The sequence below is a fragment of the Sphingobacterium sp. UT-1RO-CII-1 genome (genome assembly GCF_026711005.1).
Classification (GTDB): domain Bacteria; phylum Bacteroidota; class Bacteroidia; order Sphingobacteriales; family Sphingobacteriaceae; genus Sphingobacterium.
On record NZ_JAPPVJ010000009.1, the window covers coordinates 81,957 to 101,166 of the forward strand.

17 protein-coding genes and 1 riboswitch are annotated in these 19,210 nt (G+C 36.1%); of the genes, 4 read left to right on the plus strand and 13 right to left on the minus strand.

The window, feature by feature from the left end:
- The first annotated feature begins 61 nt into the window (after positions 1-61).
- Together ORI89_RS17150 and ORI89_RS17155 are read left to right on the plus strand one after the other, a co-directional pair.
- Positions 62-652 (plus strand): hypothetical protein, encoded by a 591-nt coding sequence (locus tag ORI89_RS17150; protein WP_268231744.1) that lies wholly within the window; start codon positions 62-64, stop codon positions 650-652.
- A complete protein-coding gene (locus ORI89_RS17155; RefSeq protein WP_268231745.1) occupies positions 649-1,380 on the plus strand; it encodes a DUF3307 domain-containing protein in 732 nt (243 codons plus the stop codon). The genes ORI89_RS17150 and ORI89_RS17155 overlap by 4 nt, the downstream gene beginning before the upstream one ends.
- A gap of 44 nt (positions 1,381-1,424) precedes the next feature.
- Here ORI89_RS17155 and ORI89_RS17160 read toward each other — a convergent pair whose 3' ends face one another.
- Positions 1,425-2,570, minus strand: coding sequence for a calcium:proton antiporter (locus ORI89_RS17160; protein ID WP_268231746.1), 1,146 nt, complete (start codon positions 2,568-2,570; stop codon positions 1,425-1,427).
- A gap of 330 nt (positions 2,571-2,900) precedes the next feature.
- Positions 2,901-5,363 carry a phosphocholine-specific phospholipase C gene (locus ORI89_RS17165; protein WP_268231747.1) on the minus strand — a complete coding sequence of 821 codons (2,463 nt, stop codon included), beginning with the start codon at positions 5,361-5,363 and terminating at the stop codon, positions 2,901-2,903.
- A 438-nt stretch (positions 5,364-5,801) separates the two neighbouring features.
- Here ORI89_RS17165 and ORI89_RS17170 point away from each other — a divergent pair, with 438 nt between their 5' ends.
- Positions 5,802-6,884 (plus strand): PCMD domain-containing protein, encoded by a 1,083-nt coding sequence (locus ORI89_RS17170; protein ID WP_268231748.1) that lies wholly within the window; start codon positions 5,802-5,804, stop codon positions 6,882-6,884.
- On the plus strand, positions 6,884-7,651 hold the full coding sequence (locus ORI89_RS17175; protein WP_268231749.1) for a porin family protein: 768 nt from the start codon (positions 6,884-6,886) through the stop codon (positions 7,649-7,651). Before ORI89_RS17170 ends, ORI89_RS17175 begins: the two co-directional genes overlap by 1 nt.
- Before the next feature lie 212 nt (positions 7,652-7,863).
- Here the strand turns inward: ORI89_RS17175 and ORI89_RS17180 are convergent, their stop codons facing one another.
- The 11 genes from ORI89_RS17180 to ORI89_RS17230 all read right to left on the minus strand — a co-directional run bounded on the left by ORI89_RS17180 (position 7,864) and on the right by ORI89_RS17230 (position 19,148).
- Positions 7,864-8,547 carry a hypothetical protein gene (locus ORI89_RS17180; protein WP_268231750.1) on the minus strand — a complete coding sequence of 228 codons (684 nt, stop codon included), beginning with the start codon at positions 8,545-8,547 and terminating at the stop codon, positions 7,864-7,866.
- A gap of 205 nt (positions 8,548-8,752) precedes the next feature.
- Complete coding sequence (locus tag ORI89_RS17185) at positions 8,753-9,466, minus strand: HesA/MoeB/ThiF family protein (protein WP_268231751.1); 714 nt, start codon at positions 9,464-9,466, stop codon at positions 8,753-8,755.
- A gap of 23 nt (positions 9,467-9,489) precedes the next feature.
- On the minus strand, positions 9,490-10,620 hold the full coding sequence (gene thiH / locus ORI89_RS17190; protein WP_268231752.1) for a 2-iminoacetate synthase ThiH: 1,131 nt from the start codon (positions 10,618-10,620) through the stop codon (positions 9,490-9,492).
- 8 nt (positions 10,621-10,628) lie between these two features.
- A complete protein-coding gene (locus tag ORI89_RS17195; RefSeq protein WP_268231753.1) occupies positions 10,629-11,405 on the minus strand; it encodes a thiazole synthase in 777 nt (258 codons plus the stop codon).
- Positions 11,402-12,025 (minus strand): thiamine phosphate synthase, encoded by a 624-nt coding sequence (gene thiE / locus ORI89_RS17200; RefSeq protein ID WP_268231754.1) that lies wholly within the window; start codon positions 12,023-12,025, stop codon positions 11,402-11,404. The genes ORI89_RS17195 and thiE overlap by 4 nt, the downstream gene beginning before the upstream one ends.
- Before the next feature lie 4 nt (positions 12,026-12,029).
- Entirely contained in the window at positions 12,030-12,620 is a 591-nt protein-coding gene (locus ORI89_RS17205; protein WP_268231755.1) for a thiamine phosphate synthase, read from the minus strand.
- A gap of 3 nt (positions 12,621-12,623) precedes the next feature.
- A complete protein-coding gene (gene thiC, locus ORI89_RS17210) occupies positions 12,624-14,444 on the minus strand; it encodes a phosphomethylpyrimidine synthase ThiC (protein ID WP_268231756.1) in 1,821 nt (606 codons plus the stop codon).
- Between the two features lie 54 nt (positions 14,445-14,498).
- Positions 14,499-14,711 carry a sulfur carrier protein ThiS gene (gene thiS, locus ORI89_RS17215; RefSeq protein ID WP_268231757.1) on the minus strand — a complete coding sequence of 71 codons (213 nt, stop codon included), beginning with the start codon at positions 14,709-14,711 and terminating at the stop codon, positions 14,499-14,501.
- Positions 14,712-14,784: 73 nt separating this feature from the next.
- A riboswitch (TPP riboswitch) is annotated at positions 14,785-14,881 on the minus strand.
- Positions 14,882-15,041: 160 nt separating this feature from the next.
- Complete coding sequence (locus ORI89_RS17220) at positions 15,042-17,525, minus strand: S9 family peptidase (protein WP_268231758.1); 2,484 nt, start codon at positions 17,523-17,525, stop codon at positions 15,042-15,044.
- Positions 17,526-17,635: 110 nt separating this feature from the next.
- Positions 17,636-18,097: a hypothetical protein gene (locus ORI89_RS17225; RefSeq protein ID WP_268231759.1), complete on the minus strand. Its 462-nt coding sequence runs from the start codon at positions 18,095-18,097 to the stop codon at positions 17,636-17,638.
- A gap of 1 nt (position 18,098) precedes the next feature.
- Positions 18,099-19,148, minus strand: a complete 1,050-nt coding sequence (locus ORI89_RS17230; protein ID WP_268231760.1) for a threonine aldolase family protein — start codon at positions 19,146-19,148, stop codon at positions 18,099-18,101.
- Positions 19,149-19,210 lie beyond the last annotated feature (62 nt).

The following is a 19,210-nucleotide window of genomic DNA, read 5'->3' on the forward strand; positions in this document are numbered from 1 at the left end:
CTATGTTAGTATCATTATATTTGATGATAAGTTGTAATATCACTGTATTTAATGATAAAGTATGGTAGCAGTTTTAACAGGAGATGTTATAGGATCTCGAAAAAAGGATCCTGCTATATGGCTTCCTGTCCTAGAGAAGGCTTTGCAGGTTTATTCCGTAAATTTTGATATTTATAGGGGAGATAGCTTCCAAGCCAAGGTCAATCTTTCCAGTGTTTTTGTAAGTGCTTTTTATATCAAAGCAGCTATGGTTAATATAGGGCTAGATGTGCGTATCGGTATAGGGGTGGGGGAAGAAGAAGTACCCGCATACCATATTAAGAACACCTTTGGTACAGCATTGATAAATTCTGGACAGGCATTTGATGGACTTAAAAAAGACAGTTTAGCAGTTGTCAGTACGAATAAAGATTTTGATGAATTGTGTAATGTAATATTGGGACTTTCAGCTGAATTGTGTTTACGTTGGACAGCTAATATTGCAGGTACGGTTAAAGCTGCACTTTTACATGAAGGTATTAATCAAAAAGAGTTGGCTAATTTGTTGAAAAAAAAGCATCAGAGTCAAGTCAGCACGGAGCTACAAAAAGCAAGCTTCTTTAAACTTAAAAGAGCTATAGACTATTGTACAGATAAACTTCTTGAATTATGATTTTGCTCTTTTTAAAATTATTTCTGGCTCATATATTAGGAGATTTTGTTTTTCAGAATGAAAAACTCAATAAGAAAAAAAATATAAATGCACTTTATCTTTTATTACATATTACGATACATGGTGTGTTGCTTTTCTTATTTTTTGCTAGTGAATGGCGAGAGATGTGGCAAACGATTTTGTTCATTCTTTCGGTTCATCTTTTAGTAGATAGTTTAAAATCATTAGCAAATAATAACTGGCCGAATCATTCTTTTTTGATCTTTTGTGTCGACCAGGCTTTTCACTGTCTTGCTTTATTATTGGTCGTTATTTATTGGCATGGTTTTCCAGAACAATGGTTTAATTTTTTATTATCAGTTGATTTTCTGTTATATGTAATATCTCTCGTTCTTATTGTTTTTGTCTGTCCAGTTACACTGAAAATATTGTTCGGTAGGTGGAATAAAGAACTTGAAATGAAAGCAAAGCTTAATGAATCTCTATTTGATGCAGGTTGGGTTATAGGAATAATAGAACGGATTTTAATTGTTTTATTTATTCAGGTTGGCTTTCTATCAGGCATTGGTTTTCTTTTAGCGGCTAAATCAATATTTAGATTTGGCGATTTGAACAATACTAAAGATACCAAGTTTACGGAGTATGTACTGATTGGTACTTTTTCTAGCTTTTTGTTTGCGATTATTATTGGCTATTTGCTAAAAGTGAGTCTGTTATATCTCATATGATACTGTCTATCTGAAAATATATTCTCAGATAGACAGTATCATATTTAAGGATTAAATAGTAATAAAATAAAAATAACAAATAATGCAAGGTGCATCAAACCTGTCAATGGCACTGTACGCTTACCCAAAAAATTCATCAAACTTAATAACAGTGTAATTACAAATAAAATGGTTTCACTAGAGCTAAGACCAAACATGACTGTTTTTCCTGAAATTAAGCCAATGATTAGGACTGCTGGAACTGTAAGCCCTACTGTTGAAACAAAAGCTCCATGGCATAGATTAATAACACGTTGGAACTCGTTATTCATTGCTGCTTTGACAGCTGTAATCGATTCGGGGGTAAATACAATGATTGCAATTAGCACTCCTCCTAGCGATAGAGGCAAGCCTAATGATTGAATGCCATGATCGACATACGTAGCTAGATTATGTGATAAAAGAACAATAGGTAGAATCATGGCCAGAAGAATTATAGTGCGCAACCAAATTTCTTTTATATTAACTTTCTTTTTGTCATTTCCATCTTTATTATAGCTTGCCTTCTCGGTATACAGTATTTCCATACTTCCAGTTTTTGGCTGTACGTACAGATGACTGTAACTTATCATTTGATAGCGTAGAAAAAATGTGTAAATAATTATAATTAGGGTCGTGATTGTCATTGCCTGTACAGTACTGAAAATGGCATTGCCTGCTCCCGTAATAAAATTAGGTAGTAACATGCTGATACCTGATAATAAAATTATCATTCCGTGATAGGAGATAGAGCCTTGTGCATTATATTCTTGTTCACCATATTTTAGTCCACCAACAAGTATACAGAGACCTATAACTAAATTCATGATAATCATCATAACTGAAAAAATAGAGTCTTTGCCAATGGTAGGGGTTTCTGTAGGCCCAAGCATGACAGCAGAAATTAAAACGACTTCAATAGATACAATAGATAAGGTTAGAATTAATGTTCCGTAGGGCTCTCCTAATTTATGTGCCAGCTCATCAGCTTGTTGAACAACACCAAAAGAGGCTATGATTATAGTGGTTAAGAGCGCTATAAAGGATAATAGTGCTACTGTACTAGAGCCTGATAGAATTTTAGAAGTATCCAGTATGAATAAAAATGCAATAACGACGGTCCAAATAAAGATTAAACGAATACATGTTTGTTTAGAAAAAATACGTTCCATAAAATTAAATTATTAATTCCTCATATTAAACCTACATAAAGGAATTTTGTTACACTAATGCTTTAATAAAGTAGTTTGTGGCAAATATCATAAAAAACCTATTTTTTCTATTTTACATTTGTTAAAAACAGAGTTGAGCATACAACATTGGTTTAAAACATGATGAGAGGGAAGTGTTTGTTTGTGTTAATTTTCTGTAGGTATATATGATATATTGGTATAGCTAAGTTCGTGTATTGTGCGAGTGTAACTCAAAGTGTGATAAGCTGATAAGCGATTACTTCTATGTCCGTGTGGTAGTAGAAGTAATCGCTTATATAATTGGGCTATTTAAGCCATTAGTGGGTCTGTGATACGTGCTTTTCCATTTTCTAAACGTCCAGCATACTGACGCTTAAAACTTAGTCCGCCATTGTTGCTAAATAAAATGTCATACCAGCCGTAATTTTTTCTAGTGGGCACTTTAATTTGTTTCATTTCCCCCTTTTTTACACTGATATTTATAATAGAGTTCTTTGTGGCATATTTGTTTTGCATTTTTAAATCGATTTTCTGTTCGCTTTGATTTAAAATGTTGAAGATAATTTCTTCAGTTTTAGGGTCGTATTTTTGTGCTATTTGTACACCTAATGCCTCTTTGTCTCCTGCATATAGACGGTAAAATCCGTTAGGGCCATGCAGAGCAAGTGTATATTCTGAGCCAGTAAAATTTGTTAAGTCCCAATTGTATACAATTTGCTTTCCTGCCGAAGTAGCAAAAGACCAGTTTGCTTTGTCTTTTTTAAAGCCATATGCATAAACATTAAAGGCTGCACCTAAAGCTCTGGTTTTAAATAAGCTATTTGCAGCTTCAAATTGTAAGAAAATACTGTCTTTTTCTAACTTTTCATGTATGTAAAGTTCGTATTTTAGAGCATTTGAAGGTTTATATCCTTTTTCCTGCTTTGGAAAGAAATCAGGTCTTTCTCCATTTTTAATGGCAGATATATCTGTAGCGGTAAGCTTTTTAAAACCATTTGGTGCTGGATTATTTTTTGTTTTGTTAATATGTGCTATTTGTTCATTTCGTTCTAGGAAAGTTGGTAAATGAAAATCATCTTTTTTGTATGGTCTAAACGCGGAAGTTAAGTCTCCTGTAATTGCTCTGCGCCAGCTACTAATATTTTCTTCAACTATATTTAGTTTATATTTTTTATTTAAGAACTGTTCTACAAATTGTATCGTAGATGTTATGTCGAATACCTCGGAATTAACCCAGCCTCCTTTGCTCCAGGGGGAAGCAATGATTAAAGGAACGCGGTAGCCTAATCCAACAGGACCTTCTGTTGCGCTACTTTCTGAAACTCCGTATGCTATTTCTTGTTCCTTAGTTACATATTCAGTGGTATAATCTAAATCTGGCGACGTTATGCCTGTTGACAGATCTCCAGGTTTTGGGGCAACAAATGGCGGTACATGATCAAAGTAACCATCATTTTCGTCATAATTTAATATGAATATTGTTTTTTTCCAAATATCTGGATTTTTCGTCAGTATATTTAAAACTTCAGAGACATACCATGCTCCATACATAGGTGCGCTTGGATGGTCTGAAAAATTTTGCGGTGCTACTAGCCATGAAATGGTTGGTAGTTTATCTTCGTTGACATCTTTCCTAAATTGGTGAAATATATCACCTTTCGGAACTGTGATCGTGTTTTCGTTGTATTCTATTTGTTCTATATTATGGTAATCTTCATCTCCTTCATTTGTTTGGAAGGCTTTTTCGTGTAGTGCTTTATTAAAGTCATCAAGCTTGGCATATTCAGCAGTATTATATTTATTATATTCTTTTTGAAAGCTAATAAATTGCTCTTTTTTTTGTTGTAGTGTTTGTTTTAACTTTTGATCATTTTTGCTTTCTAACTGTTGTTCTATATTTTTAATTTCCAGTGGAAGTTCTTTTAATCTTTTGCTAAAAAACTGTATATGACTTTTTTTGTAGCGTACTTGGTACTGCTCAAACCATTCCAAATTATTGTCTGTAAAGTTTCCTAAGAAGCTGTCCGCTTCACCGGTTAAGTCATTTTGTAAGCTTATTTCATTTTGATATACTTTCCAGCTGATGTTATTTTCTTCTAGTCGTTCAGGGAAAGTTTTCCAATTTGCCATCTTATTATAATAAACATCCGAATTTCTTACTAGAGGTTTATCACCTTTTTTAGGAACACATTTTCCTGTCCAAAAAAAGTGTCTATTTGTTGTTGTCCCTGTTATTGACGAGCAAAAATGTTGATCACATATTGTAAAGGCATCTGCAAAAGCGTAGTAAAAAGGAATATCATTTCTATTATAATGACCTAATGTTAGAGGCAGATCATGGTATGATTTATTGCCTGATCTTTTCCATTCTAACCAATTGTCAAACTTGCCATTGTTCCAAGAGCCAATCTGATTTTCCCAAGAATGGGGAAGATCTCTTGTCCAGGCAGCATTGGAGTTTTTAATATCTAGCTGAAAGGGTAGGTAGGTATCGCCATTCTTATAAGACTGTAGCCAAACAGGGTTTAAATTAGGAAGGAGAACTGCACGAGGGTCATTAAATCCCCTAACACCTTTTAATGCGCCAAAACTATGGTCAAAAGACCTGTTTTCTTGCATAAGCATGACGATATGTTCAGCATCTAAGTATGTTGAACCCTCTGTCGGATTAATCTTTAAGGCAGCTTGTATAGACTCTGGCAAAGTATTGAACATACCAAATGCACCAGCTAGAAGTCCTGCTTTTTTTATAAATTCTCTTCTGTTTTCCATCGTAGTTTTATTTTATGATGTTTAATATCGTGACACAGTTTTTATTAAGACTATGTGTTGAATTACGGTTTTAATAGATAGTTGATATGCACACTAGTTTTTATATAGGTTCATTTTAACTTTTAGTACCATGAGATGTTTTCTGTTTTTTTACATTAAGGAACTAGGACGTAATTGATTCTTTACTAGTCTTAATTTGTTAAAGCTAAAGGTAAAAATAATTGATAGTTATATGCTCCCGCAACGCTATTATCGCTAAATTATTACTTTAATGTTGCGCATACTATGTTAAAGAAAGTTATATTTGCTGACTTTTGACTATAAAAGTCAAATGTATAGTGGGTACTTAATTATTTATTTATGTTTAAAAAGATACACATTCTGTTATTAGTCCCTTTGCTTTTTCTGCAAGGTTGTATTAAAGATGAGCCATTGGAAATGGAGGCAGACATTGTTGCTGTACACGATGTGGAGGACAGTTTTTTGATGAATCCGGTATTGACTAACAATAAAGTTGTAGTATATGTAAAGCCAGGAGAAAGGGATTTGACAAACTATCAATTAAAATTTGACCTTACTAAAGGTGCTACAATTTCACCTAGTTCAGAATCTATTCAAGATTATAATAATGATGTGATTTTTACGGTCACTTCTGAAGATGGGCGTTTTTCAAAAAAATATACTGTAACGGTTATTGAAACTAATCAAAGTTCAGTTCCTAATGAGTTTTTATTTCAGGATTTTAGAGTTGAAGAGTCAGGAATAGGCACTTCATATTATCAATTTTTTGATGTCGTGTACGGTCAAAATTTTGATAATTGGGGATCAGGTAATTATGGATTTGGATTTAGTTTTCTAGGGCAAGAAGTTAATCCTGAACAGCATCCTACTGGCGTGATAAAAAACTCTATAACTGAAAAGACTAATTTGCTATTGGAGACAAAAAAGACAGGGCCTTGGGGTGTGATGTTTGGGGCTAAAGCACCAATGGCTGCGGGTAATTTATTTCTTGGAAGTTTTAACTTGAAAGATGTAATGAAACCATTAACGGCAACAGAATTTGGTCGTCCATTTAATCGAATGCCTGTTTCTTTAGAAGGTTCATTTAATTATAAAGCAGGAGATGAATTAGTAGAGCGTGATGCCTCAGGAACAGTGCTTATACCTGCGATTGGAGTAGATTCATGTGATATTTATGCTGTTTTTTATAATCGTAAGGAGTTGGTTGCTAGACAAGTTGATGTGAAAAATCCCGTTGATTATTTAGATGGATATACAATTCACAATGATGAAAGTATCGTTGCCGTAGCACGTTTAAATGATGGTAGCTCTACAGCTGGTGAAGGTTTTATAGATTTTAAAGTGCCTTTTGTATTTAGAAAAGAGGTGAATGAGAATGATCTATATGCGATGGATTATAATATTGCTATTGTGATCACTTCAAGCAAATATGGAGACCAGTTTAAAGGAGCTATTGGTAGTAAATTAATTGTAGACCGAATAAAAATCAATACAAAATAATGAGACTGAATTATTATATAATGGTTGCAATTTTTCTTTGCATAAGCACAGCAGGGGAAGCGCAACAGAGACACAATGTAGATGGAGCTTTTTTTGATAGAGTTAGCTATAAGGTGGCAATCGGTTCGAAAATAGGAGGTTCTGCTCCCTTGCCAATTCCTAAGGAAATTAGAAAGGTAAAAGGATATTCTCCTCATTATCCTTTCTTTATTGGAGCAAAAGCAACTCATGCTATAGATAGTAAATGGGGTGTGTCTTTAGGGCTTACGTTTGAAGGTAAAGGTATGAATACCAAAGCAGATGTGAAAAATTACAAAACATCCTTTAACGCTAATGAAGATCCTACAGCTAATGCAAAAGGTTATTTTACTGGACGCATAACAACCAAAGTGCAAAATTTATATCTGTCTATTCCTATACAGGCAACTTATCAAGTTGGTGAGCGTTGGAGTCTACAAGCAGGCCCCTATATTGCATTTGCTCTACAGAAACGTTTCTTTGGAGAGGCTACTGATGGGTATTTGAGAAACATTGAACCAACTGGAGAAAAGCTTAATATTACATTCGCTGAATATGATTTTAGGGAGAGTGTGCGCACAATAGATGTTGGAATGAGTTTAGGCACGAACTATGATTTTGGTCAGCGTTATTTTGCTTTAGCGCAGTTTGACTATGGTTTCAATAATATAATGAAAACTGGCTTTGAGAGTATTAGTTTCGGGTTACATAATATTTTTCTGAATGTTGGTGTCGGCATTAAAATATAATTCCATAGTAATTACGTAGCATAAAGAGTCCTGTTGCTCTATAATAAAATGCTCTTGTTGTGTACATGTTTTGTACTGGCAGGAGCATTTTTATTTGATAAAAGTCCAATTGTCTTCACCGATATTTTAAAATTTTGTGTTAGTAGCGTCTTGCTAAAAAAAGAAGCGCTAATCTTATGAAGAATAGCGCTTCTCTATAGTTATATATAAGTCTAGTCTCCTAAAAAATTATTAAGTACACCTTGCAAAGCACCTCCACCAGGTACTAGGCTCAATGCAGTTTGTGCGCCGATTTTTAATAAACCGCTACCCCAACCTTTTTTCTTCGGTTGGCCATCTACAGCTCCGAGAACAGCATTCATGGTCGCTTCCGCATTTGTTTTGTTTGCTTTATAATTGGAACCAACAAACTCGATACTTGCGGTCATTGTATTTAATTCTTCTTCTATTTCTTCATTAAATTCAAAAACAGAAATGTCAAACTCTATTTTATCTCCTGTTTCATAAGATTTTATATTGCTTAGAATATTATAATTGGTAACAAGTTCGTCATCAACACCTTCAATTGTTTCAAAAAAGCCTGCTAGTTCTCCCGAATATGTATCTCCGCTTATTCTTTTAGGCGGCACAGCTAATTTTAAAACCTTTTCTCCTTTTAGTCTTTCTTCAATAGGGTCCAGGCTATCCCATTTATGTAGCCAAACTAAGTAATCATCACTTTCAAGTTCAAACTCTTTTTTTGTTTGACTTGTGATTTTAAAATACTTTGGAACAAGAAATTTTACACCAGCTTCTTTCCAATAGACTTCTTTGTACTTTTTCGACTGCGCTGTAGCCATATTAGTATAAGCTAATAAGCAAAAAAGGACCACGAATACTTTTGATAAATTTTTCATATTTATAAATTAAAACTAAAATTTTACGATTAATAAAATCAAAGCAAAGGTGGATAAACTTACTATATCGGGCAAGTTATGCAGGTGTAGTTAGCGGGTAGTGGCTGTTTTTACTTATTTTTTTAGTCACTACCCGTCGGGTAGTTTGATGGCCTTATGTTATTTATAATCATCTTGTTATGTTGTTTTCTTCAGGATGGTTGTTTTAAAAAGATATTTTCTTGGAAGATACATTTAAAGTGTCTACGACGAGCCACTCGTTATGAAGCGTGGGCAAGCCAGTTATTATTTTTAAAGCCTCATGCGCCATCAGCGTACCTAATATACCTGGAGTACTAGCCATTACTCCGTGGAGTGAACAGTTAGGAATATCTTCAGGTTCTGGCGGATCTGGAAAAATGTTCCTAAGGTTTTTAGAGCCTCTATAGTTAAATACTGCCAATTGTACTTCAAAATTGAATATACTGCCGTAAACCAACGGTTTATTGAGTTTTACACAGATATCATTGACTAGGTATCGACTTTTGAAATTGTCGCTACCATCAATAACGAGATCATACTGGCTAATATATTGTTCTGCATTTTTGCTGTGTATACTATCAAAAATAGGAGTAAAGCTAATGTCTGCGTTTAGTTTTTCTATTTGAAGTTTTAAACTTGTTACTTTTGGTGTGTCTACACTTTCTTCTGTGTGTGCTATCTGCCGATGTAAATTATGTAATTCCACTTGGTCAAAATCTATGCAGGCTAGTTTGCCTACACCTGCTCCTGCGAGATATAAAAGAATAGGACAGCCAAGACCTCCTGCTCCAATAACTAAAGCTGAAGCATTTTTTAGTTTTTGTTGTCCCTTTATACCTATTTGAGGAACACTTATTTGTCGCTTGTAGCGTAAGGTCTCTTTTTCAGTTAAGCTCATCGTCTAGTACTATAGAATATTATTTAATCTTTTTCTTTTTCGCTGGTATATTCCGGGTGCCAATCTTTCCACACAGGTTGATAGCCCTGAGCTCTTATTTTGTCAACGATGATAGAAACGGGGCGCTCATCACTTATTTCAAACTGCTCTAAAGACTGCGGTTCTACTACGTAGCCCCCTGGGTTTGTCTTAGAGGCTGCACTCATCGAAGTTATGCCAAGATGAATCAAATTATCGCGGAAGAGCTCATGCTCACGAGTTGATAATGATATTTCCAGATCAGGATTCCATATACGATATGCGCATATAAGCTGCAATAAGTCTGCATCTTCCATATGGAAATTAGGTTTTTGCACTCCCTCAGCAGGTCGTAATCGAGGAAAAGAAACAGAGTATTTTGTCTTCCAATACGTTTTTTGTAAATAGTCAATATGAAGTGCATTGAAAAAAGAATCCACCCGCCAATCTTCCAGTCCTAATAAAACGCCAAGGCCTATTTTATGCATTCCTGATCTCCCCACACGGTCTGGCGTTTCTAAGCGATAGTTGAAATTTGACTTTTTACCTTTTGGATGGTAGTTTTTATAAACTTCTTTATGATATGTTTCTTGATAGACGAGTACAGCATTAACTTTTGATTGATGTAGCTGTCTGTAATCTTCTGTTTCTAATGGTTGTACCTCTATGGATATCTGAGGGAATATACTTTCTATTTGACGAACAGCTTCTAGGAAATAAGGAGTGCCTACGGTCTTGTTTGCTTCTCCTGCTACAAGAAGTACGTGTTGGAACCCCATCTTACGTACGGCTTGTGCTTCCAGTATAATTTCGGCTTTTGATAATGTGCGTCTAGGAATTTCATTATCCATACTAAAGCCACAGTATGTGCATATATTTTGACATTCATTACTGAGGTATAATGGTGCATATAGCTGAATGTTCTTACCAAAACGTTGTTGGGTTATCCTTTGTGAACGTTTTGCCATTTTTTCAATAAATGGTTTGGCTGCCTTGCTTATCAGTGTTATAAAATCTTTTATATCAAGTTTTTCTTTAGATAAAGCGCGTTCTACATCATGTTGTGTTACTGCTGCAATTTGTGTTTTTACGCTATCCCAATCGTATCCTTCAAAAATAGCTTTAAAGCTTTTCATTTTTTTAATTATATATCTGTTAAGAATGCTGTTAAAGGACTGCTGGCTTTTGCTGCTAGTTGCTCAGCTGGCAGTCCCGCTTCGTAGGCCATACGGCCCGCTTGAACTGCGATTTTAAAAGCATGCGCTGCTTTTGTTGGATTTGTAGACGTGGCTATGGCGGTATTCACCAGCACAGCGTCAGAACCTATCTCCATAGCTTTTGCCGCGTCAGACGGACTTCCTATCCCTGCATCAATGATAACGGGCACTTGACTTTGCTCAATAATTATTTTTAAAAAATCAATTGTTTTTAGTCCGGAGTTACTCCCTATAGGAGATCCTAGCGGCATAACCGCTGCTGTTCCTACATCTTCAAGGCGCTTACATAAAACCGGGTCTGCATGTATATAGGGTAATATAATAAAGCCTTTTTTTGCAAGTTGCTCGCAGGCTATAAGTGTTTCAATAGGATCTGGCATGAGGTAGCGAGGGTCGGGATGGATTTCTAACTTTAACCAATTTGTTTCCATAGCTTCCCTGGCAAGTTCTGCTGCGAGTACAGCTTCACTTGCTGTGCGTGCTCCTGAGGTATTCGGGAGCAATTGTATATGTGGTTGTCTGAGATGTACCAGTATTTCATCTGTATTTGTTTCTTGGTCTATACGCTTTAAAGCTACGGTGACCAGCTCACTTTCTGAGGCTATAATTGCATTTTTCATTTCTTCCCCTGAACCAAACTTGCCGGTTCCCATAAATAATCTGGAAGTGAAAGTGCGATCTGCTATTTTGAAGTTATTGTTCATTTAAAATGTTTTTTTAAATTATTAATGTGGTTCTTATGTTTGAAATTTTCTTCTATATGCTTGCTTAGTGCAACTCCATAGACCCCCGCTTCGATCAGTTTAGGTATATCATTTTCAACAATGCCTCCAATAGCATATATAGGAATGTTACTCTGTCTTTTTATTTGTTGACAGATATTTTTATACCCTTCATAGCCTAAAGTAGGGCTTATATGTTCTTTGCTAAGCGTAAATCGAAGTGGACCTAAACCTATATAGTTACAACCGTTATTTATATGTTGCACTACTTCATGTAAGGTATTCGCTGTTCCACCGATTATTTTGTTTTTTCCCAATAGAATCCTCGCTTCACTGATAGGCATATCTCCTCGACCTAAGTGTACGCCATCTGCATCCATTTTCTGTGCGATGTGGACTTTGTCATTTATAATTAATTTGAAACAATAAGTCTTCTTGAGTTTCTTAACGTCTTCTGCTAAATTTAAAAATGTGGCATCATCTGTTTTTTTAAAACGTATTTGTATCCACGATGTTCCATTTTTTAAGGCATTTTCTATATTTTCATATTGTTCTGCACTTGTGTTCCCAGATGAAATATATTGCAGTCGTTCATTTATCATGTTATTATACAAGATTAAGTTTTAAAGCTAACTGGTGACAGTCAAGAGCAATTTTTAAGGGGTTTTTGCTTTCCCATACCGCTCCACATACCGCAAAGGTATCGAAGTCGCTTTCAGCTATACTTTTTATGTTGCCACTGTATATCCCTCCTAAAGCGACAGCTTTTATGTTTTTATTGTTTCTTCCCATGAAATCCACTCGGTTACTGAGCCCATATCCTTTTTTTGATATGCTAGGATAGACTGGGCTAACAAAGGCTGTTTGGTATTTTTTTTCTAAACTATTAAATTCATTCCAACTGTGTGTTGATGTGCTTTTTAAGTTGTTAAACATAAATGGATCATTCAAGTGTTGTTCTCGGAGTCGCGTTGGGCTGTGAAAGTTTTTAAAGCCATGTTTTTCAGCAATTCTATAATGTTGATGAATAACGAAACCTTCTTTTGCAATGTTTTTGAATACAGTTATATATTTTATAAAGTCCATATCCGTCATGTTTGGTTTACGGATATGGACGGTTATACCTGTTTCATTCGCAAGATGAAGGAGTATTTTCTCTTCATCAGGGTAGGGTGTTGGCCAGGTAATCAGGTGCATGATTTAGAGGTATATTTCTTTTCCTTTCGCTATAAACTCTTGTGATTTTTCGTATAAGCCATCCTCCACACTATCTCGAATTTCTTGTGTTATTTTCATAGAACAAAACTTAGGACCACACATAGAACAAAAATGAGCTACTTTTGCAGCGTCTGCAGGCAATGTTTCATCATGAAATTCTCGGGCCGTATCTGGGTCTAATGAAAGATTAAATTGATCTTCCCAACGAAATTCAAAACGTGCCTTGCTAAGTACATTGTCTCGGTATTGTGCTCCAGGATGCCCTTTAGCTAAGTCTGCAGCGTGAGCTGCTATTTTGTAGGTAATTACCCCATCTTTTACATCTTTTTTATTAGGTAAACCTAAATGTTCTTTAGGCGTTACGTAGCACAGCATAGCGCAGCCGAACCAGCCTATCATTGCTGCACCGATTGCGGAAGTTATATGGTCATATCCAGGAGCAATATCTGTTGTTAATGGGCCAAGTGTGTAGAAAGGTGCTTCATCACACTCTTTTAGTTGTTTGTCCATATTTTCTTTAATCAGGTGCATCGGTACGTGGCCAGGTCCTTCAACCATTACCTGTACGTCGTGTTTCCAAGCTATTTTTGTAAGTTCCCCCAATGTTTCGAGTTCGGCAAACTGTGCTTCATCATTTGCATCCGCAATAGATCCTGGTCGCAACCCATCTCCTAAAGAAAAGGCGATATCATAACGCTTCATAATTTCACAGATCTCATCGAAGTGGGTGTACAAGAAATTTTCTTTATGATGAAACAAGCACCATTTTGCCATAATTGACCCCCCTCTTGATACAATTCCTGTTACCCTTTTAGCTGTCAGGTGTATGTATCGTAATAATACGCCCGCATGGATAGTAAAGTAAGAAACACCTTGTTCAGCCTGTTCAATTAGGGTGTCTCTGAATATTTCCCAAGTAAGGTCTTCTGCTATTCCATTTACTTTTTCCAAAGCTTGATAGATAGGCACTGTGCCAATTGGTACTGGAGAATTTCGTAAAATCCACTCTCTAGTCTCATGGATGTTTTTACCAGTAGATAAGTCCATGATCGTATCTGCTCCCCAGCGGCACGCCCATACTGCTTTTTCTACTTCTTCCTCAATAGTGGAAGTTACTGCGCTGTTTCCTATGTTCGCATTTATCTTAACCAAGAAATTACGACCTATTATCATTGGTTCGCTTTCCGGGTGATTGATATTGTTTGGTAGGATTGCACGACCTGCAGCGATTTCATCTCGGACAAATTCTGGTGTTATTTTCTTTTTCGGAGTATTTGCACCAAAGCTATGTCCTGCATGTTGATGTTCCATACCTTTTAGAGTTGTTTCTAATTGTTCTATCCGTTGGTTTTCACGTATGGCTACATATTCCATTTCTGCGGTTATGATTCCTTTTCTAGCGTAATGCAGTTGCGTTACATTGTGCCCATCTTTCGCTTGCTTAGGTCTGTGCTGATAATCAAATCGTAAGGCGTCCAGCTTGTTGTCTTTTAGTCGTTCTTGTCCGTAGCTTGAAGTTATGCCTTGTAAGGTATATGTATCATTCCGATCTAGTATCCACTGTTCACGCAAACGTTTTATACCTTTGCGTATATCAATCGTTTGATTAGGATCTGTGTACGGACCGGACGTGTCATAAACTGTTATGGGCGGATTTTCCTCTATATTTCCATTAGATAAACGTGTTGGGCTTAATGTGATTTCTCGCATAGCCACCTGAATAGGGAAAAGTTCACCTTTCACATAAATTTTTTTAGAGTTGGGTAATGCGGTTGTTGATAGCGTGTGTTCTTCTTTTTTCATAATATTTTATAAAAGTTATTTTAAATAAAGCATACTATATTGAGCCTCTTTTATTTACCCGCCTTGGGTTGCTTGAATAATAAGAATGTGGGCTTGGTTTTCTACAGTTGTATCGGGCCACTGCTGACGTGGAATAACTAGGTTGTTCAATGCTACGGCTATACCTTTCGCTTTTAGTTCTGGTATATATAAGTTGAGAATGCCAGCTAAATCTCTTGGGCAAGCATCTGTAAGATGATGAGTTTGATCGTTAATTTTTATTTGCATTTTCCTAAGTATTTACTTGTATGTATATACTTTAGGAATGTCGATAACAGGTCAAGACGATGACCGTGAAAGAAGATGTTATCTTACTTTTCCCTACGCTAGTATGAACTAGATCAGGTTCCGAGGGTAAAATCTCAGCCTGTTAATAACAGACACCCCTAAAGTATGTAGGGCAAGTATAGGAGATATTTTTCGGAAAACAAAATATAATTTGGTTTGCTGTTTTTTTACAGAGTTTGGCAGGAAGTAGTTTTGTTGATTCGGGAGGGAAGTATGCAATAAAAAATAACCCCTTAATATGTTAAGTTATTAAGGGGTTATCTTTTTTAGTTATTTTTTTTGCGGAACTTCTCGGTTCATTTCGATAATATCTACATCTTGATTTTTTGAGTTTCCGATTAAATGCTCGGCAAAATAATCGGCCATTCTCCAAAAGAAGTATTCGGTCATATCTCCAAATCCATGACGCTGTCCCGGAAGTAGCATAAAGTCAAAACGTTTATTAGCTTTAATCAAAGCTTCGACCATTCGTATAGAGTTTGCGGGGTGGACGTTGTTGTCAATATCTCCTGTCACAATCAATAATTTGCCTTTTAAGTTATTTGCTAAGTTGCTGTTTTTATCAATTTGATAAGCAAAAGTAGTATCTCCTTTTGAACTTATCTTTTCAGCAACACCGTGATGGCGTTCACTCCACCAACGGTTGTAAATATTGTTTTCATGGTTTCCTGCGCCAGAAACGGCTACTTTAAAAAAGTCAGGGTACACCAGCATTGCCGCTGTTGACATAAAACCACCTCCTGAGTGACCGGTGATGCCTACGCGGTTAATGTCTATGAAAGAATGTCTATCGGCGAGCTGTTCTGCGGCCACTTTTTTATCTTCAAGTCCATAATCGCGTAAATTTCCATATCCGTATGTGTGGTACCATTTTGAACGAGCCGGGTGTCCTCCACGGTTGCCTATCGTAATTACGATGAAGCCTGTTTGTGCCAAACGATCTATTCGATCCATGCTTCGTCCGAATGATTTATTCACAGCTTCAGTTTGTGGTCCAGGGTATACATACTCAACGATTGGGTATACACGGGTAGAGTCAAAATCAAAAGGTTTATACATCACCCCGTACAAATCCGTAATACCATCACCTGCTTTAACCGTAAAAGGCTCTGGAAATTTGTAGCCCGCAGCAAATAATTGAGATAAATCTGCTTCCTCCAATTTCATTACCAATTTGCCGTTTGCATCATACAAATCAGATGCAGGTATTGTATTTACCCTTGAATAGTTATTTACGAAATATCGTCCGCTTTCGCTAACATGCACTTGGTGGTCAAAATCACCTTTATTTAATAAGGTTGGCTCTCCTCCCGCAGTACTCAGTGTATAATGGTGTAAATAATATGGATCTTCGTTCTTCTCTTTGCCATTTGCAGTGAAAGTAAAGCGTTGGGTAGAGGGGTCGTATCCCGTAATATCTTCCGTATTGTATTCTCCTGAAGTTAATTGACGTAGTAGTTTACCGTCTTTGTTGTAGAGGTAGAAGTGTCCCCATCCATCACGTTGTGACCAATGTATAAATTCGCTGCCATTTTTAACAAAATACGGTTTTTTGACATCTAGGTACAAATTAGAACGTTCTTCTACTAATGTGCGTGTGTTGCCATCAACGGTTACTTCGACTAGGTCAATTCGTTTCAGGTCGCGGCTAGCACGTTGTATATAAAATGTTTCATTGCTTCCTAGCCAGTAGTTAATATAATGTTTGCCTTGGTAGCTTTCTTTACCGTGGTCACGGTTGTAAATCCCAATCGTTTGGTTTTTGAAACTGGTCAACTGTACCTGATTTGAAGCGAATGTCGAAGCATTGAAAATGTACAGTTCAACTTCTGTTGAGTCAGTTTCTCCAGGCATTAGGTATTTGTAGGTCTCTAGGGTCGGCCGTTTTTGTCCTACATTATTGATAACCCACAGTGGGTTTAAGTGTCTATTGTCTTTTCGGGTTAATGCAAAATGTTTACCATCGGGCGACCAACTTAGCCATACCGGTTTACGTTTTTTGCTTTCATCTTCTTCTTTATCAGCACCGGTTGTTGTACTATACTGATCACCTCCCCATGCATAATACTGTATACCATCAGTTGTTATTTGGTGTTCGATAATAGTAGAGTCCTTATCATCTTTACGTGCTTTTTCGTAGTTTTCTCTGTCCATCCAGTATAAATTGAAATCCTTTGCAAAGAATATACGTGTTGTATCTGGTGAAAAACTTGCCCAAGTAGTTCTCGGTTTTTCTTTTAAAGTGTCTGAAACTTCTTTAAGTTGTTTGGAGGTTATATTATACTCTAAGTAATACACCTTCTTCTTTATACTGTCTGCTTTATTCGTTAGTTTGTCACGTTCTTCTTTACTTTTTACAGTGTCTTTTGTGCTACGAATTTCAAAGCGTATGTTTTTCTCATCGTCTGTAAACCGCAGACCCTCTATAGGTAAGTGTTGTGCGTCAAACGGGTTTTGTACAATCTTAGTTACTTTGGCAGCTAAATCGGCGTTATCAAAAAGAAGTTTTTTTGATTTTGCTTGTGGATCAACGAGATACCATTTTTTTCCATTCGATGTACCATATTCATACCAGAATTTATCAGAATGATTAATCCACCTTGGTGTAACTTCTGTGGAGAAGATCATTTTTTGTAGTTTTTTAGGCGAGAATTTACTCGCTAATTGGTAATTCGCTACAGCGGGTTTTTCATTCTCTTGGGCTATGCCAATAAAAGAGCAACTCGTTAATAGAACGATTAAAAGTTTACGCATAATAAAATTTTTATACAATAATGAGGGCTAAAGTACATAAAACTGTAGTATCTTGATGTTTTGTGGGATGTAAAATTTTCAGGACAATGACATCAGTAAATGTGTAAACACTATCGAAAATTCGGTCTACTTGTTAAAGGAGAGAATGACCAAGGTATAGAGCTTAGAATTATTAAATAGATAATAAGGTAGCGCTTCCATAGGTAGGTAAACACCTCTTTTTGGTTTCGTTTTCGATAGGCTAGGATAGTATAAATATTGCTCAATATAATACCCAATGACATCATGCTTACGTGTTCCAGTCCGAAAAATCGCATTTGACGATTCTTTATATTCTGAGAGATGTTTTCCCAAAACCCATGGGCTATAGTGCTTTGTGTGAAAAGTAGCCAACCTATAAGGAGCTGTATGTTAAATATTAACGTAAATAATAGTAGAATTCTAAAATGATAAATCGTAAAAATAGATTTTCTTTTATGTTCGATGAAGATCCAGCCTATTTGGAGCAACATCGCAGATAAAACAATCCATCTGTAGTAAGAATGGTAAACAATAAGTGTAGAGAAATCCATCTTAAGCTTTGTCTTTTGTAGATTCTGTTAAAGCTTTATAGTCTGTAATGAATTGATCGACAGTTTTTTCGTCTGTAGCCCAAGAAGTTATTAAGCGTATAGCTTCTTGGTTTGAGCCCATTTCTCTCCAGGTAAAAAATGAATAATTGGTACTAAGCTTTTTACTTACCTCTTTTGAGATAATCGGGAATAATTGGTTGGTCGAAGAGTCGGCAAGGAATAAGCAGCCCATTTCTTTTAAAGCTTGGGCGATTTTTCCTGCCATTTTGTTAGCATGATCTGCAAGTTGAAGGTAAAGATCATCTGTGAAAAGTTCGAGAAATTGGATACCTAATAAGCGTCCTTTTGCTAAGAGCGCTCCCTTTTGCTTCAGCGAATAATCAAATTCGTAAGCCGTTTTCTTATCTGAAAAAACAATAGCCTCTCCCAGTAACCCTCCATTTTTTGTAGCCCCTATGTAAAATACATCTGTCAGGCTACTAATATCGGCTAAAGTTAAATTGCTGTTTTTTGCACATATTGCATGAGCCAATCGGGCTCCATCTAAAAATAAGTATAATGAGTTTTCTTTGCAAGCTTTACTTAAATCGGCAAGTTCTTTTTGTGTATAGATATTGCCTAATTCGGTAGGGTTTGATATATAAACCATTTTAGGTTTTACAACGTGTGGGCGCATTGCAAATTGTTTTAAAACAGTTGTTACATCTTCTGCATTGAGTTTTCCGTCTGTTTTATCAACGGGTATAATACGGTGTCCGGTAGCTTCAATAGCACCAGCCTCATTTGCATATATATGCCCTGTATTTGCACTAATTACCGCTTCATGTGGGCGGAGAAGGTGGGATATGACCAATAAATTTGCCTGTGTACCTCCCGATACAAAAAATATTGCAGCATTTGGGTTCTGCATTTTTTCCTGCATCACGTTTTTTGCTTTTGCAGTATATGGGTCGTCGCCATATCCATCATGTTGTTCAAAATTTGAACGGTATAGCCTCTCCAAGATATTAGGATGCGCCCCTTCTGCGTAGTCATTTTTAAAGTTATACATATAGGCTATTGAATCATGATAAACTCAAAAATACATGCTTTAACATAAATAACGAAAGAACT